Genomic DNA, 25,007 nt, shown 5'->3' with positions numbered 1-25,007 from the left:
ATATACACCGGCAATCGCTCCCCCACAAACGCCTGCAACACCTCCCCCGCCACCACCTCACGACACACCACATACGCCACCAACCGCTTCCGCCCACCCTCCCCATGCACCAAAACCGCCGCACCCCGCACCAACGGATGCGACAACAACACCGCCTCAACCTCACCCAACTCCACCCGGAAACCACGAATCTTCACCTGATCATCGACCCGCCCCAACACCTCCACATTCCCATCAGGCAAAAACCGCGCCAAATCCCCCGACCGATACAAACGACTCCCCACACCACCAAACGGATTCGCCACAAACACCTCAGCCGTCAAATCCGAACGCCCCACATAACCCCGCGCCAAACCCACCCCACCAATGAACAACTCACCAGCCACACCCACCGGGACCGGTTGCAGATGTCCGTCCAGGACAAATATCTGCATGTTGTCCAGGGGCCGGCCGATCGGTATCACGGCCGACAAGTCGGCTTCGGGTTCGATGCGGTAGCTGGTGGCGAAGGTCGTTGTCTCGGTCGGCCCGTAGCCGTCCACGACCACCAGTTCCGGGCAGACCGCGCGCACCCGCCGGACCGCCTCCGCGCTCACCGCGTCTCCGCCGGTCCACACCTCGCCCAGACCGGCGAAACACTCCGGGTCCTCCTGGGCGAAGAGATGGAACAGTGCCGCCGTCAGCCACACCGCCGAGATGCCGTGTGCCGCCACGGATTCCCGTATCAGCCCGGGTGTCACCGCGCCCGGCGGGGCGATCACCGCGTGGCCACCGGAGAGGAGCGGTGCCCAGAGTTCGTAGGTCGACGCGTCGAACGCCTGCGGGGAGTGCAGCAGCACGCACTCGTGGCCGTGGGCGAACCGGCTGTCCAGTGCCAGCGCCGCGACATCGGCCTGCGTCACGGCCACGCCCTTGGGCCGGCCCGTGGATCCGGAGGTGTACATCACATACGCGAGGTCGTCGCGGGTCCCGTCCGACTCCGGAGCCGTGTCGGGCCACCGGTCCAGCTCGGCCCAGATGTCCTCCACGGCCAACATCGCGGCGCCCGTCGCCGGTAGCGCCTCGATGGCCGACCGTTCTCCCAGCACGACCCGCAACCCGGCGTCCGACGCCATGTACGCCAACCGCTCGGCCGGATACTCCGGGTCCAACGGCACATACGCGCCACCGGCCTTCAGGATCGCCAGCACACCGACGACCATCTCCAGCGAACGCGGCACGGACAGGCCGACCGGACACTCCCGTCCCACACCACGGTCCCGCAGCAGATGAGCCAGCCGGTTCGACAGTTGGTCCAGACCCGCGTAACTCAGCTGCGTGTCACCGAAGGTGACGGCCACGTGGTCGGGGTTCCGGCGGACCTGCTGCTGGAACAGCTCGACCGGTAGCGGGGGTTCGAGCGTTGCCTCGTCGCGGGTTCCGATCCCCGTTCCGACGAGTCGTGCGCGCTCGGCCTCGTCGACCATCGGCAGGTCCTGGACGCGCTGCCCGGGGGCCGCGAGAGCGGAGTGGACCAGCATCTCGAAGTGGTCGGCCATGCGCTCGACGGTCTGCGCCCTGAACAGGTCCGTGCTGTACTCAAATCCGTAGTGCAGGCCCTCCGGGGCGGCCTGGATCATGAGGGTGAGGTCGAAGCGGGAGACGCCGACGCTCATGCCCTCGGCGATCAGGCTGTGCATCCACGGCCGTGCCTGGACCAGCGCCGACGCGTGGTCCAGGAGTGGCAGGCTCTCGTCGGCGAACATCGCCTGGAACACGGGGTTGTGCCCCAGGCTGCGGGTCGGCCGCAGTGCGTCGACCAGCCGCTCGAAGGGGACTTCCTGGTGGCTCTGCGCGTCGAAGAGCTGCTTGCGGACCTGGAGCAGCACATCCTCGAAGGTGGGGTTGGAGCGCAGATCCACCTGGACGGCGACCGTGTTGACCAGGAATCCGATCATGGATTCCAGTTCGACGCGGTTGCGGTTGGCGATCGGCACACCGATGACCACGACGTCCTGCCCGCTGTAGCGCGAGAGGAAGACGGCGTAACTGCTCAGCATGGTGATGTAGTTGGTCACCTGGTACTCACGGCTCACCTGTACGACCTGGCGGGTCGCCTCGGGTGTCAGCCGCCGTCGCAGGAAGTCGCCCTTGAGGCTCTGCTCGTCCGGCCGCGGGAAGTCGGTGGGCAGCGTGAGGAGTTCCGGTGCTCCGGAGAGCCGTTCCTTCCAGTAGTCCAACTGGTAGCGGAGCCTGTCCTCTTCGAGCCAGCTCTGCTGCCATACGGCGTAGTCGGCGTACTGCACTTCCAGGTCCGGCAGCGGGCAGCGTCCGCCGTCGGCCAGGGCCCGGCAGATCTCCAGGTACTCCTGGCCGAAGAGGCCGATCGAGTAGCCGTCGAACACCAGGTGGTGGGCGCTGAGCGCGAGGACCTGCTCGGCCTGGGACCATTTGACGAGCCGGGCACGCAGCAGGGGACCTTCGACGAGGTCGAAGGGCTGGTCCCACCACTGGCGGATCTCGTCCTGCGCCTGCTGCTCGCTCTGTGCCTCGGGGAGCCCGGCGAGATCGACCGTCGACACGTCGACCTGCCGTGGGTCGCCGATGACCTGGAAGACCTGGCCGTCCTCCTCACGGAAGGTGGTGCGCAGCGTTTCGTGGCGGCGCGTCATCTCGCCGAGCGCGTCCTGGACGACCGTGGCCTCGACGGATGTCGGCAGGGGGATGAGCCAGTTGACGGTGTAGGACGTGTTTCCGGGGCTCAACCGGTCGATGAACCAGAGCCGTTGCTGGTCGAAGGTGGCCGGCAGCGGGCCGCCACGGGGAGCGGGCGTGAGGGGTCGTGCCTGCGGCTGGAGTTCTTCGTGCCGCCGCTGTACCTCGCGCGCGACCTCGGCGATCGTCGGCAGGTCGAAGAAGAGGCGGACCGGGACCTCAAGGGAGAACACCTGGCGGATCCTGGCGACGAGTTGTACGGCGAGGAGCGAGTGGCCGCCCAGCTCGAAGAAGTTGTCGAAGACGCCGATGGCGGCGCGGGACAGGATCTGTTCCCACATCGGGACGAGCAGCGCCTCGGTGGTGTTGCGGGCGGGTACGCGGGGGCCCGACGCCGTGGCCTCGGTGGTCTGCGGAAGCAGCGCGCGGCGGTCGAGTTTGCCGCTGGAGGTGACGGGCAGGGCGTCGAGCGCCACCAGGTCGGACGGCACCATGTAGGCGGGCAGCCGCTCCGTCAGGTAGGCGTGGAGCTGGGGTATCAGGAGGTGCTGGATCTCCGCCTTCAACGGCTGGTTGGCGTAGTCCGACCAGCCGGGGGCCTCCTGCTCCGACTGGGGCAGGCTGATGAACTCCTCCGGATCGGGGCCGAGTTCGGCTCCCGCGCGGGTCAGCAGCACGCTGTGGCCGCCGTCGGCGCCGTGGCTCCAGTCGAGGGTGGCGCGGTAGCCGGCCTGCTCGGCGAGGTCCCGCAGGTCTTCGGGGTCGATGCCCCGCGCCGGCCGGTCCTGGGCGCGCCATGCCTCGACCGTCTCGGCCCCGGAACCGCCCTTGAGCCAGCGGAGGGTGCGGACGGCCTCCCCAACGCGCGCGTTGGGGATGTCCCGTACCCGGAGTCGGTCGGGTGCCTCCGCGGTGAGCAGGTCCCGGAGCTTCGCCGGGGTGAGCCGTTCGGCGGTCCAGTCCAGCTCCGGTGTGTTCGGCGCCGGGTGGTCGGCCGCCGGGGCGGGGGGTCCGACGTGGAGCACCACCTGGTAGCGGAACATCGACATCTCGTTGAGGTGGCGGCCTCCCTTGGGCCGGATCTCGACCCGGGAGACACGGCCGGTACGGGCGGCCCACTCACGGAAGAACACCGGGTCGAGGGTGAGTTCCTCTTCCTGCCGCACACTCTGCTGGACGCGCTGCCAGAGCTGCTGACGTGTCATGGCCCCGGGAGCGCGGTCCACCTCGACACTGGCGTGGAAGGCGTCGAGCAGCGGGAAACTCCGTACGTCGCCGACGATGATCCGGCCGCCGTCGGCCACCCGGCACACCGCGCCTTCGAGGACGCGCAGCAGGTAGTTGATGTCGGGGAAGTACTGGACGACCGAGTTGACGACGACCGTGTCGACGGGTTCCAGATCGAGTCCGTCGAAGGCGTCGGCCGCTTCCCGCTGGTGCAGGACGACCGTGTCGCGAAGTCCCTCGTGGGCGTCGAGACGGCCCCGGATCGACTCAAGTACCGATGCGGAGAAGTCCGTTCCGTAGTAGCGGCGGCATTCGGCGGCGAGCGGGAAGAGCAGCAGACCGGTACCGCAGCCGATCTCCAGGATCGCGCGCGGTTCGTAGCCGCGGATCAACCGTACGGTGTCCTCCTGCCAGGCCCGCATCTCCTCCAGGGGGATGGGCAGGCCGGTGTAGCTGCTGTTCCAGCCGGAGAAGTCGTTGCCGTCCTCGGAGTCCTGCGCGGCCTGCGGGTCGAACGCGTCGTACACCTCACGCCAGCGTTCGACACGCTTGCCCGCCAGGGAGTCCCCATCGGTCTGGACCGCCGACCGGGCGCGCTGCGGGTGCAGCACCACATGCGATACGAGGGACCGGTCGCCGGTCCTGTCCTCGCGGACGATCGTCGCCGCGTCCTGGACCGCGTGGTGTTCGTTCAGGATGCTGTCGATCTCGCCGAGTTCGATGCGGTAGCCACGGATCTTGACCTGGGAGTCGGTGCGCCCCAGGAACTCCAGGTTCCCGTCCGGCCGCCACCGAGCCATGTCGCCCGTCTTGTAGACGCGTTCACCGGGCATGGTGGCGAAGGGCGACGGGAGGTATTTGCCCGCCGTCAGCTCGGGTTCGTTCGCGTAGCCGGAGCTGAGGCAGAGCCCGCCGATGTAGAGGTCGCCGGGAACGTCGAGCGGGCAGGGGTGCAGGCTCGCGTCCAGGACGTAGTAGCGGGCGTTCTGGATGGGCTTGCCGTACGGGATGCTGGTCCAGGTGGGGTCCACCGTGTCCACGCGGAAGAAGTTCGACCAGACCGTCGCCTCGGTCGCGCCCCCCAGGCCGACGACCTCGACCTCGGGAAACGCCGCCCGCATCACATCCGGCGAGTGGACCGGGATCCAGTCCCCGCTCATGAAGATCAGGCGCAGCGCACGGGAGACGGTCTCGTACGAGCCGTCGCCGTGCGTGGGCAGGAAGGGCACGAGCTGCATCAGGGCGGCAGGGGCCGAGTCCCAGAAGGTGATGGGTTCGTCCGCGAGGTGACGCAGCAGGTTGGCGGGTTCCTGGATGTCCTCACCCGTGGCCACGCGGATCGAGCCACCGGCGGCGAGGATGCCGAAGACGTCGTACACGGACAGGTCGAAGGTGAGCGCGGTGACGAAGAGGACACGGTCGTCGGGGCCCACCGAGAAGGTGTTGTTCACCCACTCGATCAGGTTCACCGCGGGGAAGTGCGCGACCTCGACGCCCTTGGGGGTGCCGGTGGAGCCGGACGTGAAGATGATGTAGGCGGGGTCTTCGGGGGTGCCTCGGAGGGGGAGGTTGTCCCGGGGCATGGTCGCGAGGTCGGCCGGTGTGTGGACGGTGTACGGGCCGTCGGCCGGGACGTCGGTGGCGGCGGTCTCCGTCGCGGTGGGGGCGTCCGTGGCGGTGGCGGTGTCCGCCGGGTCCAGGCACACGATGTGGGCGAGATGCGGCAGCGGGTCGGTGGACCGGACCCGGGGGACAAGGGCCTGCTGGGTGAGGACGCAGGTCACCTTCAGCGAGTCGAGGATCCAGTGCCAGCGCTTCACAGGGGCGTTGACGTCCAGGGGGATGTAGGTGGCGCCGGCCTTCAGGATGCCCAGGAGCGCCGGGATCATCTCCGCCGAGCGCTCCATCAGGATCGCGATCTGGTCGCCGCGGCCGATTCCGAGGGTGGTCAGTCGGTGGGCCACCTGGTTGGCGCGCTCGTTGACCTCCCGGTAGGTCCAGCGCTCGTCCCTGAAGAGCAGGGCCAGTGCGTCGGGGGCTTCCGCCACGCGCCGCTCGAACAGCTGGTGGATGCAGAGGTCGCGCGAGTACGGCGTGTCCGTGTCGTTCCACTCATGGACGAGTCGCGTGAACTCCGCGGGCCCGAGCAGGCTCAACTCCCCCAGCGTGGCGTGGGGTTCGCGGGCCAGTTCGGTGACGATCCGGCGGAGGTGTCCCGCCATGCGCTCGATCGTGTGCGCCTCGAAGCGCCGGGTGTCGTAGTGGAGGGTGAGCGTGAGGCGTTCCCCGGGGGTGACGACGACGCTGAGCGGATAGGCGGCGTGACTCTCCTCCCAGGTCCTGACCATCCGGAGGGAGTCGGTGCCGGACTGGGTTTCCGCTGCCTCGTCCTGGACCCGGTCTTTCCCGTCCTCGTCCTCGACCAGCACGACGCTCTGGAAGAGGGATTCCCCGGAGCTGATCCCGCTCCACCGCTGGACCAGGAGCAGGGGGCTGTACTCGTGCTCCCGGATCCTCGCGTACCGCTGTTGCAGGTCCCGCATCCATTCCGCCCGGCCCATCGCGGCGGGCACGGGGACGCGCAGCGGAAGGGTGGTGATGAGAAGGCCCACCATGCCCTCGATACCGGGCAGTTCGGCGGACCGGCCGGGGGTGGTGACCCCCATGACCACCTCGTCGGCGTTCTTGTAGCGGCTCAGGAGGAAGGCCCAGGCGCTCTGGACGAGCGTCGTGAGTGTCAGGTCGTGCTCTACGCCGGTGGCCCGCAGCGCGGCGGTCTCCTGCTCGTCCAGGACGAGGGACACCTGCTCGTACGCGACGGTCGTGGCGTCCGTGTCCGTGGCGGTGCGCGTGTTCGTGTCCGTGGCGGTGTCCGCGTCGCCCTGCGTCCCCGTGTCCGCCTCTTCATCGGTCGGGGGCTTGCATTCGACGGGAAGGGGCGCGTCGGGTGCTACCGCGTCGAGTTCCGCGCGCCAGAATGCCTCGGCCCGGCCGGCGTCCTGGCGTCCCAGCCAGTCGATGTACGCGCGGAAAGGCGTCACCGCCGGCAGGTCGAGTGGCTGATCCGAGGTCAGGCCCGAATAGATCCGCTCGACTTCGCGCAGTACCGTCGCCTGGCTGCGACCGTCCATGAGGAGGTAGTGGAGGCTCCAGAGAATCCGGTACCGCTCGTCCCCCGCGCGGGCTATGTGGAGCCGCCACAAAGGCGCGTCGTCCACCGAGAAACCCCGCGCACGGTCCCGCTCCAGAAGCGCCTGGTGCCGATCGGAGCGCTCGGCCTCGTCCAGGGTGCGCCAGTCCTCGTACACGACGGGGACGTCCACACCTTCCCAGGCCGTCTGGAGGGGTTCCTCGGCCGTGGGGTCCGGAAAGCTCGTCCGCAGCGCCGCGTGTCGGCGCGCGACCTGCTCCCAACTCCGGCGGAATGCGTCGACGTCGAGTTCCCGCGCGACCTCCAGCACCACCTGTGCGTGGTAGAGCCCGGCCCTTTCCCCGTGCCGGGCCTGGAACAGAATGCCCTGCTGCGCGGGTGACATCGGGTAGGAAACCTCGACCCTCCCGTCCTCCGTGAAGGCAGGAAGGTCTTCTGCTGAGTCACGAGAAATACTCAAGGCCGCAATCCCCTGAAGTCATGAACAATGATGTGCGCTTCCGGCCCTGACCGAGGGAAAACGAACTCCCGCCGAACGGGAGTTGCATTCCCTTTGTCCCGCGACGGTCGGCGTCGACCGTTCCGGAGCCGTGCACATGGGCTTAGTCGATCAGTTCGGACCGAATCGAACCGGGCGAATACCTCGTCAGCGGCCGACGGAAGTCAGCCTGCGGAAGTACCGCGTGTCCCGGGTCGCCGCATCCCCGGGGGGATGGCTCCGACCTGGGCGGAAGGCCGCATGGAGGCCGACCGGGACGGTGGGGACAGGAGGGCGCACAGGACCCTGGCACACGACTTCGACTTCGACCCGACTTCGCATATCAAGTCCCCCGGACAAGAACAGGCCATCTGCAACTCACAACGAGCGGGTATCTCTTGCGTGCCCCTCCCATCGAGGGGTCGCGCTCGTTCACACCTTCGACTTCGCTCGGTATGCTCATGCACCCCGTCAGGGACTGTCAACAGCTTGTGTCAGCGCCCCCGTTGAGCGAACGCTGGCTTTTCCCGGACCGTCAACCCCGCTTTGACCTGCAAAAAGACTCGTGGAATCATCGCGCGCCGCTTGAGTGACCTTGAGCCGGCACCCGCAGGACTAGGAAATCGCCCATTCTTTTGAAACCCGCCGAGGTGTTCCGTCGCTCGTTGACGAGGCCGGCTGGGCAGCCATACTTGCGAGCACTGGCCTCCGAGCACTCCGCGCGGCACCCCCTACGGACGGGATCTCACCGACATGGCCCTCCTGCTTCTGAACGCCGCCCTGATCCTGGCCGTGCTGGCCACCGCCCACTGGTATGTGTTCCGGCGACTGGTCAAGGACGCCTCCCGCGACGGCGGCCCGTGGCGACGCGTCGGCACGGTGCTGGTGTGGCTGCTCGTGGCGGCCACGGCGCTCGTCCTGACGGCAGGACCCGCCGAACTGCCCTACGAAGCCCTCCGTTTCTCCTCCTGGACGGCCGCCACCTGGCTGCCCTTGCTGATGTTCCTCACGCTCGCGCTGCTCCTGGGCGAACTCGCCCGCCCCCTGCTCCGCCGCACCCTCGCCCACCGGGCCGCCCGGTCTTCGGGCGGCCCCGGTGACGCGCACGGGGTAGCGCAGAGTGCCGACGCCTCACGCCGGCTCTTCGTCGCGCGCGTCGTCGCGATCGGCGCCACCGTCCTCGCCGCGGGAACCGCCGCCCTCAGCAGGGCCGGCGGGTCACCCTCGCAACGTCCGGGCGAGCAGGGGGTCGAGGTCGCGTTCCCCTTCACCGGACTGTGGCGGGCCAGGAACAGCCCGGCCCGCCGGGTCCCGAGCCATGGCACCAATCTGCTCGGCGGTCGCTACGCCATCGACTTCATCGCCGTGGACGATGAGCACCGGACGGCCCGCAGCCGCAGTTGGCGGACCTTCTTCGCCACCGAACCGCCGCAGCTCTTCCGGGCGTTCGGTCTGCCGATCCTGGCGCCCATCGACGGCACGGTCGTCGCGGTCCACGACGAGGAGTCCGATCACGACGCACGGCGATCACAACTCGCCCTGGTGCCCTACACGTTGGGCCAGGGGGCACGGCTACGCCAGGGCGTGAACGCCATCGCGGGGAACCACGTGATCATCTCGCTGTCGGAGAAGGGCCCGTACGTCGCGCTGGCGCACTTCAAGGCCGGTTCCGTGCGAGTGTCCGTCGGCCAGAAGGTGACCGAGGGCGAGCACATCGGGGACTGCGGCAACTCGGGCAACTCGACCCAGCCGCATGTGCACATCCAGGCCATGGACAGCGCGGACATCTCGGTCGCCCGGGGTGTGCCGATGCTGTTCCGGCGCTTCCGCGAATGGCCTTCCGGCCCGGACAAGGCGCGGATCAGGGAGCGTACGGTGCCGCAGGAGGAAGCGGTCGTGGAGCCGCTGCCCGTCGCGCGTCCGTGAGCCCGCACCACTCCATGAGCACGCGACCGCCATCGCGGGCGGTCACAGACCCGCGAAAAGGTCGTCCTCCGGGAAGGACGTGTCGACCAACGACTTCGCCAGCTCGTACTCCTCCGTCGGCCAGCACTCCTTCTGGATGTCCAGTGGTACGTGGAACCAGCCGGCGTCGGGGTCGATCTGAGAGGCGTGTGCGGCCAGCGCCTTGTCGCGGATCTCGAAGAAGTCGCCGCAGGTCACGAAGGTGGTCAGGGCCCGTTCCCGATGCTCGAACGGTGCCATCTTGGCGAGCCAGTCGGCGCAGAGCGACCGCAGGCCGCGGGCGAGGAGCCCGTCGTGGAGTGCGCGGGTGCGCCGGGGGTTGAAGCCCTGGTTGTAGTAGATCTTCTGCGGCTGCCAGACGGGTCCGGACCGCGGATACCGTTCGGGGTCGCCCGCGGCGTCGAAGGCGGCCATGGAGATCCGGTGGGTCATGATGTGGTCGGGATGCGGGTAGCCGCCGTTCTCGTCGTAGGTGATCATCACCTGGGGGCGGAACGCGCGGATCAGTCTCACCAGCGGCTCGGCCGCCGTACCGACGTCCTGGAGCGCGAAGCAGCCGTCGGGCAGCGGGGGCAGTGGGTCGCCCTCGGGGAGGCCCGAGTCGACGAAGCCGAGCCATGCCTGCTCGACGCCGAGGATCGCTCGGGCCTCGTCCATCTCCTTACGGCGCACCTCGCGGATGTTCTTCTCGACATAGGCGTCGCCCTGGAGCCGGGGGTTGAGTACGGTCCCCCGTTCACCGCCCGTACAGGTCGCGACCAGTACGTCCACACCCTCGGCCACGTACTTCGCCAGGGTGGCCGCGCCTTTGCTCGACTCGTCGTCCGGGTGGGCGTGCACGGCCATCAACCGCGGTCGCCGTCCCACCGCGCCCGGCCCTGCGGCCTCGGGCAGAAGGGAAGAGGACATGAGGAAACCCTCGCTTCTTCATGCGTTCGGATCCGGCCAAGGGAAGGCGGGTGAGTGTCGCGGACGCGGCGACGCTCCTGGCTGAGGGGGTCGGCCAGGAGCGTCGCCTCGGGGTCCGCTCGCCCCTGAGGAAGGCTCAGGGCCTTCGGGACATCATCCGGTAGGTGATGAGGAACCCGACGAGGGACCAGGCTGCCAGGACGGCGAAGGGGAGGCCGGAGACGCCGTCCGGCGGGGTGTTGAGGGTGTCCCGGACCGACTCGGCCATGTACTGGAACGGAAGCACCCGGTGCACGGACTCGAACCAGTCGGGCAGCCGGGACGCCGGGAAGGTGATCGGGGAGAACATCAGCGCCACGAAGACGACCAGTTGCGACATCATGCGGGCGGCCGGCGGTGCCATCCCGTAGCCGATCCCGTACCCGAGACCGATGGCGGTGAACGCCGTCAGGAGGATCGCGGGGACGACCAACGGGCTGATGTGCAGGGTCAGATCGAAGCGCAGACCGGCGACCACGAGCGCGGCCAGCATGCCCGGCAGCGCGGTGATCAGCGCGACGGTGGCGTCCGACGCGATGAGGGCGCTTCTGGGCACCGGCAGTGAGCGGTTGAAGTCGAAGATGCCCTCCTGCTTCGAGGAAGCGACCTCCTGAGGGCCGATCACCATGCCGACGGTGATGAGTCCCAGGACCGGGGCGCCGGTCGCGAAGTAGAGCGCGGTGGCGTCGTCCATCTCGGGTATGAGGTACGCGAAACCGACGATGATGCCCACCGCGAGGCAGGTCTGGATGATGAGGTTCAGGGGCAAGGTCGCGCGGCTGCGCAGCGCGGTCCAGCCCAGCAGCAGGCCGTAGCTACGAAACCAGTGGCTCACCTTGCTCCTCCTTTCCGGTGTCGAGGGCTTGCGCCGTGCCGAGGGCTTCCGCTGTGCCGAGGGCTTCCGCTGTGCCGACATCGCTCTCGCCGCCGACCAGGTGGAGATAGACGTCTTCCAGGCCGACCGGCAGCAGCGCGAACTCGTCGATGTCCCCCGCCGCGCGTAGCTGTTGAGCCCAGGCGAGCGCCGCCGATGCCGCGTCGGATTCGAGGGGCACCACCACGCGCCGGGAGCTGCGCAGCGGCGGTCCCGCGACGGGAAGGTCGGCGGGCAGGTCCGGGAGGCTGTCGGGGGTCGCCGCCGTCAGTTCCAGCCTGAGTTCACCGACCGCCCGGGAGCGGAGCTGTGCCGCCGTGCCCTCCGCGAGGACCTTGCCGGAGCCCATCACGACGATGCGGTCCACGCTCCGTTCGGCCTCGATCACGTTGTGGGTGACGAGCAGAACGGCGCAGCCCCGGTCGGCGAGTGCGCGGATCTGCTCCCACAGCAGTCTCCGGCGGACGGGGTCCACGTCGTTGGTCGGTTCGTCGAGCATGACGACCCGTCCGGGCTCGGCCGCGGCCATGCCGAACGCGGTGAGCCTGCGGACGCCGCCGGAGAGACGTTCCCCGGTCGTGTCGGTCCACTCGCCGAGGTCCAGCGCGTCGATGAGTTCCCGGGTCCGGGTCGCGGCGGTCTGCTTGTTCATGCCGCGGATCCGGGCCATCGTCCGGATCGCCTGCTGGGGCGTCACACCGGCCAGCGGCGCGTGGGCCTGCGGCATCACCGACACCATCCGGCGTACCCGGGCGGGTTCGGCGACCGGGTCGCAGCCGTCGACCCGGATCGTGCCGGACGTCGGGAGCGCGAGTCCGGCCACCTGGTTGATGAGTGTGGTCTTTCCGGCGCCGTTGTGCCCCAGGAGGCCGACCACCTCACCGGCCTTGACGTGCAGGGTGATGCCGTCGTTGGCGCGGGTGCCGCCCCGGTAGCACTTCACGAGATCTTCGGTGATCAGCAATTCGTCACCCGTTGCCTTGGCGGAGAGTGGGGGTTGCTGGTCCTGCGGTGACTCACCGGACCACCTGGACAAGCTTGTTGGGCGTGTCGGTCGGTACGCCGGTGAGTGCGCCCGCGACGGCGGACCGGTCCAGGGCCTTGCCCACCGTGCTCGGGGTGGCCCTCGGGTGCTCGCCGAGGTAGAGCGCGGCCACTCCGGAGACATGCGCCGCCGAGACCGAGGTGCCGGAGTCGGAGCCCGTGCCGCCGCCCGGCCAGTCGGATGTGATGTCCACGCCGGGGGCGTAGAGGTCCAGTCCCCGGCCGTAGTTGCTGAACCCGGCGACCTGGTCGGCGCAGTCGGAGGATCCGACGGTGATGCCCTCGCTCACGTGCGCCGGCGAGGAGTTGGCGACGTCGTCGGTGCTGGCGCCCGCCGATATCGCGTAGGTGACCCCGGCGGCGATGGAGTTGCGTACGGCTTCGTCCAGTACCTCGCTGACGGGGGACCCGATGACGAAGTTGGCGACGGACGGGCGTTTGGCGTGCGCGGTGATCCAGTCGACCCCTGCCACGACCCCGGCGAGCGTGCCGCCGCCCTGCGCGTCGAGCACCTTCACCGATATCAGCTTGGCCTTTTTGGCCACGCCGTACTTGGTGCCGCCGACGATACCGGCCATGAGGGTGCCGTTGCCGTGCTGGTCGCTGCCGTCGCCGCCGAAGGCGTCGAAACCGAGGGTGGCGCGGGGCCGCAGGTCGGGATGGCTGTAGTCGATCCCGGTGTCGATCACGTAGACGTCTACTCCGGACGCGGCGCGTGCCGGGTAGGTGTAGGAGCCGTCGAGCGGAAGCCTGCGCTGGTCGAGCCGGTCGAGACCGCAGGAGAGCGGGCCCCGCTGGGTCGTCCTGTGGGAAGTCGCCCGGTGTACGGGGGTGTTGCGCTCCACGGCGCGCACGGAGGGATCGGCGGCCAGTCGCTTCGCCTGCGCCTCGCTGCCCTCGACCAGCATCCCGTTCAGGGCGTGGTCGTATCGCTCAAGGACTCGCACGCCGTAGTCGGCGGCGATGTCGGTGTGCGCCCCTTCTTCGAGAACGACCAGATAGTTCCCTTGTCCCGCACGGGCAAGGGCGGCGTCGGTGGAATTGAGTGCGGTATCGGCATCGGTTCCGAGGTCCTGTGCGTGGCCCGGAGCGGCCGTTGTGCCCACGCTGAGCAGAATGCCCACGGCCAAAGCGGTGACGGCTTTTCTACGGCCATTGATGGACCGGACTGGTCGCACAATTCCTCCTCGCGATGAAATGCTCGGTGTCGCCTGTGTGAAGGTGCACCAGGCGGCCCGGCGGTGAACGGCGGGACAAGCCTCCGTGGCTTGTTTCCGTCGGTCCCCGGGGCCGAAGCGCGGCTTCGCCGACCACGGTCCCGGGCGCGGCGCGAATCCGCTGCCGATATCGCTCGGCACTACAAGAATTCCCAGAATTTCGGCGCCCGGGTTGCCGGGAGCCCGGTGCCGTCGGCCCCAGCCCGGTGCCGTCAGCCCGAGTCCGGTGCCGTCACCGCGGCGCGCAGAACACCGGGCGCCGCGTCGGGCGTGCGTCGGGCCGGGGCAACTGGAGCCCCACGCACAGGCCGTGCGGTTCGACGGCGCTGAACGTCAGCCGTCCGCCGACGACGTCCACCATCTCGCGGGCGATGCTCAGGCCGAGTCCCGTGCCGGGCTCGTCGCGCGCGGTGGAACTCCGCCAGAACCGGCGGCCGATGTGCGCGAAGTCGGCCGGGGCGAGCCCGGGGCCCTCGTCCACGACCTCGACGAGAGTCAGGGAGCCGTCCTCCCGGAGGCGTACGGTGACGTGCCCGCCCCGCGGACTGAACTTGATCGCGTTGTCCAGCAGGGTGTCCAGGACGGAGCCGACCAGTGTCGCGTCGGCCTGGCCCACGGCCCGGGAATCGGCCACCACATCGATCGAGACCGACCGGCGTTCGGCCTGCGGTCGCCAGGCCATGACCCGGTTCATCACCAGGTCCAGCGCACGGACGGAACTGGCCTCCACGGTGAGCGCCCCGCAGGCCGAGGCGAGGTTCAGGAGTCGGCCGAGCACGAGGTCGAGCCGGTTCATCTCCTCGCGCATCAGCTCCACCTCCGCGCGCCCCGCGCCCTCCAGGCTCAGGGAGAGCATCTCCATCCGCAGGCTCAACACGGTGAGTGGATTGCGCAGTTGGTGCGATGCGTCCACCACGAACGCCGACTGCCGCTCCACGCACGCGTGCAGGGACGCTGCCATGTCGTCGTACGCGCCGGCCAGTCGGCGTACGTCGGCGGTCGCCCGGGGCAGCGGCGGGACCCGACTCGACAGGTCACCGTCGCCGAGCCGTCGTATCGCCCGCTCCACCTCGCGCAGGTGACACCGGCGGCGTCTGTCGCGGACCGCCCCGAGCAGGAGGACCGCGATCAGGAGGCACAGACAGGTGATCTCGAACGGCTGCCAGAAGGTCATCGGTCGCGCGGGCCCGGGACGGACAGTCGATAGCCCTTTCCTTCGACGGCCTCCAGAAGTGAGGACAGACCCCGGCGTTCGCGCAGCGACGCGATGTCGCGCTGGAGCGACGCCTTGAGCGTGGCGCGGTGGGTGCGCAGGACCTCGTCGACGATCCGGTCGACGGGCAGTGTCTCGCCGGGCCGCCGGGCCAGCGCGACCAGGATGCCGAACTCCTCGTCCGGCAGTTCCGTCGGGACGCCGTTGACCAGGACGGCCCGCTCCTTCAGGTCGATCCGCACCGGTCCCGCCAGGAGGAGATCGCCCGGCGGTTCGCCGATGGGTGCCGGTTCGGCGGGCCGGCGGCGGCGCATCACCGCTCTGACCCGGGCCAGGAGTTCGGCCAGGTTGTAGGGCTTGACCAGGTAGTCGTCCGCGCCCAGGTCGAGCCCTCGCACGCACGAGGCGTGGTCCCCGCGCGCGGTGGTCACCAGGATCGGTACGGAACTGCTCGCCCGTATCGTGCCGCACAGCGTGAAGCCGTCGCAGTCGGGGAGCCCGAGGTCGAGCAGGACGACATCGGGACGGGTCCGCTCCAGGAGGTCGAGCGCGGCCTTGCCGGTGTTCGCGCACACGGCTTCCAGGCCCTGTTGGGCCAATGCCGCCTGGAGGGCCGCCGATACCGGTTCGTTGTCCTCGACCACGAGTACTTTCACATCGCCCCCGCAGTAGTCACGGCCCACTGGTCCCGGCCCAGCAGTCGGTCACTCTAACGAGCGGGTGGATCAGCATCTAGGGTCGCCGGGATTCCGCTCGGGTGTCACCCCGCGTGGGTTCCGCGCCCTGGTGATCGGGGCGGATGTAGTCGGGGAGGATCCTCGGCGGCCAGGAGCCGATGCTGAACATGCCCATCGAGTACGCCTTCGCCGCGAGCGCGGTGCGGTTGGGCACCTTGAACTGCCGTAGCAGCATGCTGACGTGGTACTCGATGCCCTGGCGGCTGAGGAACAGCTTGGCGGCGAGGCGTACGGTCGGGTTGCCGGCCGCCACGCCTTCCAGGACCTTCGCGCTGAGGGGCGCGAGCTGCCACTGTGCGCCGACGAGGGCCTGTTGGTCGTCGGCGGTCTCCTCGGGCGTGAACTGCACCATGATCAAGGCGATGTGGCCGTCGTCCTCCACCGGGAGCGCGGTGAGCTTGCCGGAGACCGTGGTGCGGTGGAAGCACATGGCGACGGAGCGGCTGACCAGGCGTGCCTGGTGCCCCTGGAGGAGTCGGCCGAACTGACGCAGGACGTGCTGCCGCACGCTCGGGTGCAGGAACTCCGCGAAGTCGCGGTAGCGGATCTCCTCGGGGCGGCTGCCGCACTGGGTGCTCAGGACGCTGTTGACGGACCGTACGCGCAGGGCCGGGTCGAGGGTGGCGAGACCGATTCCGGAGCGTTCGAACAGTGAGAGGAAGACATCGCGGTATTCGCCGCTGCGGATGTCCGTCTCGAAAAAAGCTGAATCTATGTCGTCTAATTCGGGAAGGGGACGTAGCATGTTTCCGGAAACGAAAGTGCCTCCCGTGGCTGCTTGCCGCATCTTGCCTTCCGCACCGATCTTGGCATCGACCATGTAGCCCAACCCCCGTTGTTTCCTGAGTTTCTCGGCTTGGCCGTCGAGCAGCCTAATGAGGCGGTACACCGACAGGCAATGGGGTCCGGTGCCGGCCCGAAAGACTGTGGTCGCCGACGTGCGGTTCGGAGCGTGCGGTGCGGTAAAGACCGGTGCTTCACATCAAGTGACGCGACGGGGTCGGCCGTGCATCGCGTACAGGCCGGAAGTTAACCGCAGAACCCCGAAAATGCCCCACAGACATCCCGTTGGTCCGCACGACCTGCTGAGTTACCAGTCAGTAGCCCGTTCGGTGCACCGATCGGCCACCGAAGCCGAAGCCCCCGGCACCGCGCCCGAGTTCACAGGTTTCCAGCGAGCAGTCCTGAGCGGAAAGCGGCCTTCCCGGCCATCCGGCGCACCACCGGAATCAGCCCGGCCCGGCCCTCGACGCCCAGTCGCTGGTACAGCCTGGTCAGGATCTTCTCCACCGCCCGCCGGGTGACGCCCAGCGCCTCAGCGGCGTCCTGGTTGGTGTGACCGAGGGCGACCAGTGCGGCGACCCGGCGCTCGGTGTGGCTGAGTTGACCGCCGCCCAGCAGGTCGGCTCCGCGCGGCTCCCCGCGATGCGGGCCGGTCCAGCAGCGCAGCAGCGACTCGCCCGTCGTGTCGGCGATCCGGTCGGCCTCGGCGAGGAGTTCGGTGCAGCCGGGACGCCCGGCGGCGCGCAGCCGGTTCCCGTACGCCGTCAACGACCTGCCCAGCTCCAGTGTGTTGGTGCCCTCCCTGAGCACGGCGACGGACTCGGCGAGCAGGGACAGCGCGTAGCGGCCCCGCAGGGCGGTGCCCCAGATGCGCAGGATCCGGCCGTACACCGTCGGCGAGCCGAACCCCCGGGCCCGGTCGCAGGCACGGGCGAGGAGTCCGAGCGCGACCTCGGGTTCGCCGAGGCGTTGCAGCAGCGGCACACACCACAGGTCCACCGGGAACAGCGCACGGTTGCGCCAGCCGGCCGACTCGGCGCGGTCGGCGGCGTCCAGCAAGTCGGCCACCAGGGCGGCCAGTTCGGGTTCCGGGGTGTGCGGGATCCGCAGCACCCGCAGGGCGAGGTCGCGTACCGGCATCCCGGTCTCGCGCTCTTCGCACAACAGGACCCGCAGCCGGTCGGCCAGCCAGGGGTCGCCCGTTTCCACCGCCACGGATGTCAGGGCGAGCACGGCCGGCCAGTCGTCGTCCCGCAGCGGGTCGCGGGCCGTCGCGCAGAGGTCCAGCGCGTCCGACCAGGCGTCCGCGAGCCGGCCCGCGTGCAGGGCGATCAGCGCCCGCCAGCCCAGCGCATGGGTCTCAAGGCGTTCGTCACCGCGTTGCCGCGCCGTGCCGAGCGCCATGTCCAGCCAGCTGCGTACGGGTTCGTCGTCCATGGACGCCGTCGCCGCGCAGGCGATCATCAGCGCGGGCGCGGCGTACGCGGAGGTGGCCGAGGCCGGTTCGTGCTCCAGTAACCGGTGTACCAGCGAGGCGACTTCGGCGGCGGGCAGCCGTCCGCCGAGCGCGCCGGCGAAGGTGAGGACCGACACGAGTTCGCGTTCCGCCGCGCTACCGGGCCCGGGTCCGGGGTCCAGGGCGCGCAGCCGCTCGACGGCGGCGTCCGGGGCGTCCGGGGCGCTGAGCCCGAACAGCCGTACGCGGGCCTCCAGACGCAGTGTGAGGTCCACGGCGGCGGGGTCGCCGGCCGGCGGCGGCGAGAGCGCCCCGATGTGGTCGAGCACGTCGGACGCCGCCTGCCGGGCGGAGAGGAACAGCGTGAGCGGGATACAGGCCACTACCGCGGCCCGTTCCCCGGCCGAACTCAGCAGGGGGAGCGCCTGGATGACGTGGCGCAGCATGGCGGAGGTGTCGGCGTCCTGTTCCGCGTCGGCGAGGGCGGCCAGGAAGTCGCCGCGCTGCGGGCTGTCGGGCGGGAACTCGCGCAGGGCCCGGCGCAGACAGCGGATCGCGAGGGCGGAGTCCCGGCGGCGCCACGCCTCGCACGCCGCCTCGCGCAGCACCGGCGCGGCCTCGGTCCACTCGCCGGGGCCGATCTCCAGGAGGTGCGGGACGATCAGCTCGGCCGGGGCGCCGCTCTCGTGCAGCAACTCGGCGGCGCGGCGGTGGAGTCGGGTGCGGTCGGCGAGGGAGAGGGCGTCCTCGGCGATCTCCCGTACACAGTCCCAGAGCACGGGCGGCGTCCAGCGGTCGGCCGTCCAGCCGAGCCGGAGCAGCGTGCGGGCCGCCGCGGTCTCCTCGGCCGGGTCCAGCTCCGCGAGGCGGGCGAGGACCTGTGTCTCGGCCACCGCGCCGACGAGGGCGACGCAGTGGGCGAGCCGCCGGACGGGATTCGGGTGGCCGGTCAGCGCCGCGGCCACCCGGGCCCGCAGTTTCCAGGGCGCGGGACGGGTGCGGGCGAGGTCGAGGAGTCCCCCGGGGGCGTGGCGGTGCGGGGTGGGCACGCGGTCGAGCAGGGAGGTGATCAGGGCCGGGTTTCCGCCCGTCGCGCGGGTCCAGGCGCGGATCGGTCCATCGGCCAGGAGGATGCCGCGCTCCTCCAGGAGGGCGCCGACCTCCGCCTCGCCGAGCGGGCCCGTCCGTACCACCTGGTCCGCGGCCGACAAGAGGTCCTGTACGCCCGGCCGTTCGGCGGTCGCCTCCCCCTCGCACACCGCGACCACCAGGAGCAGCGGGGCGGGTCGCGGATCGGCGAGCAGCCGGGCCAGCCAGGTCAGGGACGCGTCGTCGGCCCATTGCAGATCGTCGGCGAGGAGCGCCACCGGCGCGGCGGCGCCCGCCTGTCCGGCCGTGCGCACCGCGCCGACGACCGCGGCCCGCCGTACCGCGGCGGCGAGGTCGGTCCTGGCCGGTACGTCGGCGTCGAGTCCTGCGTGCGGGAGGAGTTGGCCGGGGACGCCGAGGGGGACGCCTTGTTCCAGGCGGCTGCCACGGGCCCGTCGTACGACGAAGCCGTCCTTCGCGGCTTGTTCCGCGAGGGTGTCGAGGAACGTCGAACGGCCCATGCCCGGCGCGCCGGTGACCGCCACGAGCACGGTCTCGCCGTCCTGTGCGCGGTCCATGGCGGTACGGATCGCGGGGAGCTGGTGTGTCCGGTCACGGAGTAGCACGGGGGCCTTCGTTCAGGGAAGGGGCCGGGCAATCGCAGGGGGTTCCATAACAGTTCGTCCCGGTCGGCCGCCTCCGCTGCTCCCTGGCCGCCCCACCGAGGCACACCGAATTATCGTATCGTAATGATTATGAGTGCGAGCCGATCAGAGCACGTGCCTCCCCCTCTCTCGTGTCCGGCTTCTCGATCCGCCTCCCCCACCTCCCCCCGCACCTCGGCCCGGTCCGCGCAGTCGGGCCCGTCGGCCCGCCGGGTTCCCGCCGACCGTTTCGAAGCACGCTGTGTCGTGCTGCTCGGCTCCCCCGACCACGGCTCCCCCCACCACTCCCCCGTGGACGCGATCGTGCGCCATGTCGGCGACAAGTGCGGGCGGGAGACGAGCGTCCGACGCGTCGCCTGCCGGCGCGACGAGGCCGGAGTCGAGCACTCCGCGCTACGACTGCTGCTCAACGCGCCCCACGACGAACCGATCCCGGCGCACGAGGTACCGCGAGCGGCCCGCGCACTGGTCGACGGGCTGCTGACGCGAGGCCCCCTGGTCCTCGCCATCGGCGACGCGCAGTGGTGCGACGACGGCACACTCCGCTGTATCGACCGGGTGATGCGCGACGCGGCCGGTGAGCCGCTGACCGTACTGTTGAGTCTGTCGCGCGGCCTGCTGGCCGTCGCCGCGGCGGCTTTCCACGGGCTCCTCGCGCGCGACTACTGCTCGGTCGTCGACACCGCCGACCTCTGGCCGTCCGACATCGCACGGCCCGCCTCCGGAAGCCTCGACGACCTCCGCCGGCGCGAGCCCGGACTGCTCCGGGTCGCCCAGGCGGCGGCGCTCCTCGACAGCACCGACGCCGACCTCGTCGGCGCCCTTGCCGGGTTTCCCTCCGGAGTGGCGGGCCAACTCCTGGAATCCGCCCGGGATCTCGGGCTCGTCCCGGGACGGATACCGTCGCAGGGCGGTGCGCCGCTGGACACAGCGCTGGACACGCTTCTTGACACCTTGCCCGAGGCCAGGGACGAGCGGATGCGCGCGCAGGCCGCCGAGATCCTCAACGACGCGGCACGGCCCGCCGGTCAGGTGGCCGACCTGCTGCTCGGACAGTCCACGCTGGACCGCCCGTGGATGCGAGCCATCCTCAAGGAGGCGGCCACCGCAGCGCGCCGCGACCGTCCGGCCTCCGCGGTGTCCTATCTGACCCGGCTCCACGAGGCCGATCCCGACGACGCCGCCGTCCGCACAGACCTCGCCACCGTGCTGCTCGACATCGACCCGAAGGCCGCCGGAGAACACCTCAAGGCCGCGCTGTCCGCCGCGCGCGACCCGCAGCTACGGGCACGTGCCACCGGCCCGCTCCGGCTCACCGCCCTCATGACGCACCGCTGCCCCGACACACCCGACGCACTGGGCGAGTTGCTGCGCGAACTGGGACCGGACCGTCCGGACGAGCTGCCGACCGACCGGTCCCGGCCGGCCACGACCGGCGGGTCACCGGTGCACGGCGGCGACGCGACCGAGCATCTGATGGTCGCGGCCCGCGCGCTGCGCACCGCGCTCACCGGCACCGATCCCGACGCCGCCGTGGTCGACGCGCGTCACATCCTGCGGTCCTACCGGCCGGCCAACTCCTGGGCCAGGGTCGCCGCGGCCCGGGTCCTCGCGCTGGCCGACGACACCACGACCGCACTCGACCAGCTGCGCCGAGCGGTCGCGGACAGCGGGCGGCGCGAGGAGGTGTGGGCCGAGTACCACGCCGGCGCGGCTCGGGCGCTGCTGCTGCTCGAAACCGGCCAGGCGTCCGAGGCCGCCGATGCCGCGCTGACCGCGTCCCGTCTCGCCGCGGGACAGGACTGGGCCGGGCGGACCCAACTGGCGCCGATCGCCCTGGCCCTGGCGCTGGTGGCCCGCGCCGAACTCGACCGCGCCGAGGACGTCCTGCGCCGGATCGACGGCGCCCGTCTGGACGGTTCCGTCTGGGAGTACCACCATCATCTGACAGCCAGGGCCCTCGTGGAGCACGGCCATGGGCGGCCGGAACGCGCCCTGGCGCTGGTGGAGCGGTGCGGCACGAGCCTCGAAGCCGCCGGTGTGCGCAACCCGGTGTTCACGACCTGGTGGGTGCACAGTACGTACCTGCTCATGGAGTTGGGCCGGGTGAGCGCCGCGACGGAACGTGCCGAACTCGGCCGGCAGCTCGCCGAACAGTGGCCGACGGCCCGCAGTACCGGGCTGAGTCTGCTGGCCCGGGGCATGGTGGCGACCGGCGCTGACCGCGTCGAACTGCTCGCCGAGAGCGTACGCGTCCTCGCGGACAGCTCCGACCGGTACGCGCACGCACTCGCCGAACTCCGCCTCGGCACGGCGCTGTTGAGGCTGGGTGACGAGAAGGCGGCGCGCGGTCGTCTGCACGCGGCGCGGGCGACGGCCCTACAGGGCGGCCTGACCGTCGTGGCCGAACAGGCGCTCACCGCCCTCGCGGCGGCCGGCGGCCGACCCGCGCGGGCGGCGCTCAGCGACGCCGAGCGCCGGGTGGCGGAGATGGCAGCGGCCGGGGCGACGAACCAGGCCATCTCCGATGCCCTGTGTCTGACCGTGCGGACCGTCGAGTACCACCTGACGAGCGTGTACCGGAAACTCGGACTCGCCGGCCGCACCGAACTCGCGAGTCGGGTCGCGTCACGCGGGTCGCACCCGGTCGAGCATGTGCCGGACGAGTCACGTTGACCCCGCCGCCCTCATTCACCGAACCGGCACGGCCGCCGTGCGGGCTCCTGGAACGGTCGCGCGAACTGGCCCTGGTGGAGCGGGCGGTGCGCGAGGTCGCGGACGGCGGGTCGGCGACCGTCGTCGTGCACGGACGGCCGGGCACCGGACGCAGCGCCGTGCTCGCCGAGGCCGCGGCGCTCGCCCGGCGGGCCGGACTGCGCGTCGTCACGGTGCCCGCGCGGCTGGACCTGGCGAAGGGGGCGCCCGTGGTCCGGGACGCGCCCCTGGCGGTCGTCGTCGATGACGCCCGGGGGGCGCCCGTGGTGGAGCCGTCGGCGTCCCTCACCGGTTCCGACCGTTCGGAACGTTCGGACCGTTCCGACTGTTCCGACTGGGCGGAGCGCCGGCCGTTGCTGCGGGTGGTCGCGGGCGCCGGTCCGGAGGTCCTGGGCGCCACCGCCGCAGCCACCGCCTCCGCCCGCCCGGCCCGCTCGATCCGCTCCGTCCGGTACGAACTCGCCCTGCGCCCCCTGAGCGCCGACGCCGTACGGGTGCTGCTCGTCGCCGCGTACGGTGCGGACGTCGGGCGGCGACTGGTGGCGACCGCCGTCGCCGCGACGGGCGGCAACCCGGCGGTCCTGTGCGGCACCCTCCGGCGGTGGCCCGCTCCCGCACCCACGCCCGACGCGTTCGCGGCGCTCGCCGACCAGGTGGGCCGCCACCACCTCCGGACCACCCTGGCCCGGACGTCCGAGCAGACGGTCGCGCTGGTCGGGGCGAGCGCCGTGGCGGCCGGGGACCTCTCCTTCGGCCAGGTCTGCGAACTGGCCGACATCCCGCCGGCGTACCGCGAGCGGGCCCGTGCGGAGTCGGCCGGTACGGGGCTGCTCGCCCCGGGCTCACGTCCCCGGCTGTACGACCCGCTGGTGGCCGAGCGGGTCCTCGGGCTCATGGACGACGGGCGGCGCCGCGAACTCCACGAACGCGCCGTAATCCTGGCGCGCCGCGACGGGCTCCCGGAACCGGTCGTCGGCCGACTCGTCGCGCGGACCCGGCTGACCGGACCCTGGGTGCCCGGGGCGCTGTACGCGGCGGGCGCGCACGCCCGGCGGTCCGGCGAGGAGGGTGCCGCGGTCGCGTTCCTCGAACAGGCGATGGACCGCGGAGCGGCCGACGGGCTGCGTTCGGACGTCCTCCTCGAACTGGCGATGGCGCAGTCGTCGCTCCGCCCCGAGGCCGCCGACCGCGGCTTCCGCCGCGTCCTGGCCGAGACCACCGCACCGGACCGCTCGGCGGCGCGGCTGCTCGCCGCCGACCTGCTGACCCTGCGCGGCGGCGGGAGCGACGTGGCGACGGCCCTCGGCTCGGCGGCGGCGAGCGACGCGATGTCCCCGGCGGAGGGGCGCACACTGCTCGGCCTGCGCGAACTGGCCCTGGAGATCGGCACGTCGGCACCCGGCGCCGTGACACCCGACCTCATGGCATCCGACCTCATGACATCCGGTCCCGGGGCGGCCGGTCTCGCGGCGTCCGGTCCCGGGGCCGCCGGTTTCCTCGCGCCGGGCGAAGCGGCCGAGGCCGCGGCCATCGCCTGGCGGCACTGTCTGGCCGGGCGGGGCATCGACAGGGCGCGTCGGCTCGCCGGCGCCGTCCTCGCGCGGGCGGAGGCCGGGCTGTTCACCCCGCGCCTGGTCGCGGCGCGGGTGCTCACGGTCACCGAGGACATGGACCTGGCGCGGGACGGGCTCCGGCGGATCGAGGCCGAGGCCCGGCGCCGGGGAGTGGGCCCGGCGATCGGTCAGGCCCTGCTGAACCTGGCCGAACTCGCGCTGCGCACCGGCGAACCGGACGAGGCAGCCGACCGGTTGGCCGAGGCGGTCGCGGAGGTGCCCCGGCGGCACTGGCATCCCCGGACGCTGCCACGGCTGGCCGCCCTTGAGGCACTGGTCGCCCTGGAGTGCGGGCACCCCGACCTCGCCGAGTGCGTGGTGTCGGGGGCTCCGCCGGACCGGCACGAGCACAGTCTCGGGCGGACCCAACTCCAGTTCGTCCGGGGCGTCCTGGGCCTGCGCACCGGGCGGATCCCCGAGGCCACGGCCCACTTGCGCGAGTGCGGCCGGATCCTGCCGGCCCTGGGCTGCGCGAACCCCGCCGTCGTGCCCTGGCGCCCGCTGCTCGGCCTGGCGCAGGCCCCCACGAACCCCCAGGCCGCCGCCCGTGACCTGGCCGAGAGCCTGGCGGCGGCGCGGGCCTGGAGCGCCCCCTCGGCGATCGGCGCGGTCCACCTCTGGACGGGCCTCGCCCTCAACGGCCCGACGGCGCTGGGACATCTGCGGACCGCCGTACACGTGCTCGCCGGTACGGCCGCCCGCCGGCAGCACACGCGGGCCGTGGCGGAGCTGGCCGCCGCCCTGCTCGACGCCGGCCGGTCGGCGGAGGGGCGGCACCTCCTGGACGAGGCGGTCGCGGCGGGCCGGGCCGCCGGTGACCGGCCGGTCCCGCGTGCCGAGGAGGTCGCCGCCCGGTTCGCCGCGCTGCCCCGGACGAGTCGGGCGCGGCTGAGCCCGGTCCAGCTCAGGGTCGCGCTGCTCGCCGCCGATGGCCGGTCGAACAAGGAGATCTCCGAGGAACTGTCCGTCAGCGTGCGTACGGTCGAACTCCGGCTGACGCACACCTACCGGGCCTTGGGCATCAGCGGCCGGGCCGACCTGGCCATCGTGCTGGGGCACGCGTAGCGCCGCGCGCCGACCGGGCACCGCGTGTGTGCGGCCCACGTAAGGCCGATGCCCGATCGGGCACCACGTGGTG

Annotated in this window: 12 protein-coding genes; 3 read left to right on the top strand and 9 right to left on the bottom strand. The window is 71.2% G+C overall.

Translation table 11 applies throughout. The annotated features are described in order from the left end of the window. Window positions 1-7,457 (bottom strand): amino acid adenylation domain-containing protein (locus ACFVT5_RS41785; RefSeq protein WP_389899383.1); only part of this gene is annotated, 7,457 nt, incomplete at its 3' end. Between the two features lie 846 nt (window positions 7,458-8,303). Here ACFVT5_RS41785 and ACFVT5_RS41780 point away from each other — a divergent pair. Then, window positions 8,304-9,476: a M23 family metallopeptidase gene (locus tag ACFVT5_RS41780; RefSeq protein ID WP_389899382.1), complete on the top strand. Its 1,173-nt coding sequence runs from the start codon at window positions 8,304-8,306 to the stop codon at window positions 9,474-9,476. Between the two features lie 42 nt (window positions 9,477-9,518). Here the strand turns inward: ACFVT5_RS41780 and mca are convergent, their stop codons facing one another. The 8 genes from mca to ACFVT5_RS41740 all read right to left on the bottom strand — a co-directional run bounded on the left by mca (window position 9,519) and on the right by ACFVT5_RS41740 (window position 19,502). After that, a complete protein-coding gene (mca, locus tag ACFVT5_RS41775) occupies window positions 9,519-10,361 on the bottom strand; it encodes a mycothiol conjugate amidase Mca (protein ID WP_389899385.1) in 843 nt (280 codons plus the stop codon). A gap of 199 nt (window positions 10,362-10,560) precedes the next feature. After that, complete coding sequence (locus ACFVT5_RS41770) at window positions 10,561-11,298, bottom strand: ABC transporter permease (protein WP_389899381.1); 738 nt, start codon at window positions 11,296-11,298, stop codon at window positions 10,561-10,563. Further along, window positions 11,279-12,301 (bottom strand): ABC transporter ATP-binding protein, encoded by a 1,023-nt coding sequence (locus tag ACFVT5_RS41765; RefSeq protein WP_389899380.1) that lies wholly within the window; start codon window positions 12,299-12,301, stop codon window positions 11,279-11,281. Before ACFVT5_RS41765 ends, ACFVT5_RS41770 begins: the two co-directional genes overlap by 20 nt. Window positions 12,302-12,353: 52 nt before the next feature. After that, entirely contained in the window at window positions 12,354-13,487 is a 1,134-nt protein-coding gene (locus tag ACFVT5_RS41760; protein ID WP_389899379.1) for a S8 family peptidase, read from the bottom strand. Window positions 13,488-13,830: 343 nt separating this feature from the next. Beyond that, the gene (locus ACFVT5_RS41755; RefSeq protein WP_389899378.1) at window positions 13,831-14,772 is read right to left on the bottom strand and encodes a sensor histidine kinase; all 942 of its coding nucleotides are present in this window, start codon (window positions 14,770-14,772) and stop codon (window positions 13,831-13,833) included. Further along, on the bottom strand, window positions 14,769-15,467 hold the full coding sequence (locus tag ACFVT5_RS41750; RefSeq protein WP_389899377.1) for a response regulator: 699 nt from the start codon (window positions 15,465-15,467) through the stop codon (window positions 14,769-14,771). The genes ACFVT5_RS41755 and ACFVT5_RS41750 overlap by 4 nt, the downstream gene beginning before the upstream one ends. 76 nt (window positions 15,468-15,543) lie before the next feature. Beyond that, window positions 15,544-16,293: a LuxR C-terminal-related transcriptional regulator gene (locus ACFVT5_RS41745; protein ID WP_389899376.1), complete on the bottom strand. Its 750-nt coding sequence runs from the start codon at window positions 16,291-16,293 to the stop codon at window positions 15,544-15,546. A 416-nt stretch (window positions 16,294-16,709) separates the two neighbouring features. Beyond that, a complete protein-coding gene (locus ACFVT5_RS41740; RefSeq protein WP_389899375.1) occupies window positions 16,710-19,502 on the bottom strand; it encodes an AAA family ATPase in 2,793 nt (930 codons plus the stop codon). A 285-nt stretch (window positions 19,503-19,787) separates the two neighbouring features. Between ACFVT5_RS41740 and ACFVT5_RS41735 the strand changes: the two genes are divergently transcribed. Both ACFVT5_RS41735 and ACFVT5_RS41730 read left to right on the top strand, forming a co-directional pair. Further along, the gene (locus ACFVT5_RS41735) at window positions 19,788-22,217 is read left to right on the top strand and encodes a LuxR C-terminal-related transcriptional regulator (RefSeq protein WP_389899373.1); all 2,430 of its coding nucleotides are present in this window, start codon (window positions 19,788-19,790) and stop codon (window positions 22,215-22,217) included. Continuing rightward, window positions 22,214-24,934 (top strand): LuxR C-terminal-related transcriptional regulator, encoded by a 2,721-nt coding sequence (locus tag ACFVT5_RS41730; protein ID WP_389899372.1) that lies wholly within the window; start codon window positions 22,214-22,216, stop codon window positions 24,932-24,934. The genes ACFVT5_RS41735 and ACFVT5_RS41730 overlap by 4 nt, the downstream gene beginning before the upstream one ends. Window positions 24,935-25,007 lie beyond the last annotated feature (73 nt).

The sequence above is a fragment of the Streptomyces sp. NPDC058001 genome, assembly GCF_042886315.1.
Classification (GTDB): Bacteria; Actinomycetota; Actinomycetes; order Streptomycetales; family Streptomycetaceae; genus Streptomyces.
Note: the sequence above shows the minus strand (reverse complement) of the source record. Positions and strands in the feature narration are given on the sequence as shown.